The organism is Bacillus bingmayongensis, assembly GCF_000299035.1.
Classification (GTDB): domain Bacteria; phylum Bacillota; class Bacilli; order Bacillales; family Bacillaceae_G; genus Bacillus_A; species Bacillus_A bingmayongensis.
In genome coordinates, this window is sequence record NZ_JH921525.1 from 33,794 (window position 1) to 34,321 (window position 528).

Here is a 528-nt window from a genome sequence, read left to right on the forward strand (position 1 = left end):
GTTAACGAACAATAAAGTTGTTTAATCTTAATGATCTAAGTACATAAAACACCGTTCGGAAATAGAACGGTGTTTTAAAATAATTGTTTAATTTTATTCATTCAATATTATTTTTCTCAAAACAAACAACAATAAAGTCATTTAGGAACTAAGTGTTCTTCTACAATTTCTCCCTTTTCTTGAATAAGTACATACTTGTATTAGCTTAGTACTTAACTTAGGAGGTTCTGTTGCAAAAAGTTTCCGAAGACATAAAGAGATGGAGAATATTGTGGACCAGTTTTATGAAATTATTAATAATTCATGTAATGCGTTATACGTCGAAAAAACGAAGTTTGGTTGAAGACTTCGTTTTTGTTTGTATATGGCATGAACAGTTTCTATACCTTTAATAGTACGTGAGGCATGGCGAAGACTTTGAAACCCTAAAGAACGGGAGAATCGACGTTTCACATGTCGATGATCTTGCTCAATGATATTATTGAGGTGCTTGATTGTACGATGAAAGGTATTTTTGTAAAGACCTAT

Annotated in this window: 1 protein-coding gene; it reads right to left on the reverse strand. The window is 31.4% G+C overall.

Going from position 1 to position 528, the window contains the following annotated elements:
* Window positions 1–282 precede the first annotated feature (282 nt).
* Window positions 283–528, reverse strand: a 246-nt coding sequence (locus tag Y7E_RS35160) for a DDE-type integrase/transposase/recombinase (protein WP_154652068.1), incomplete at its 5' end; no start/stop codon positions are given.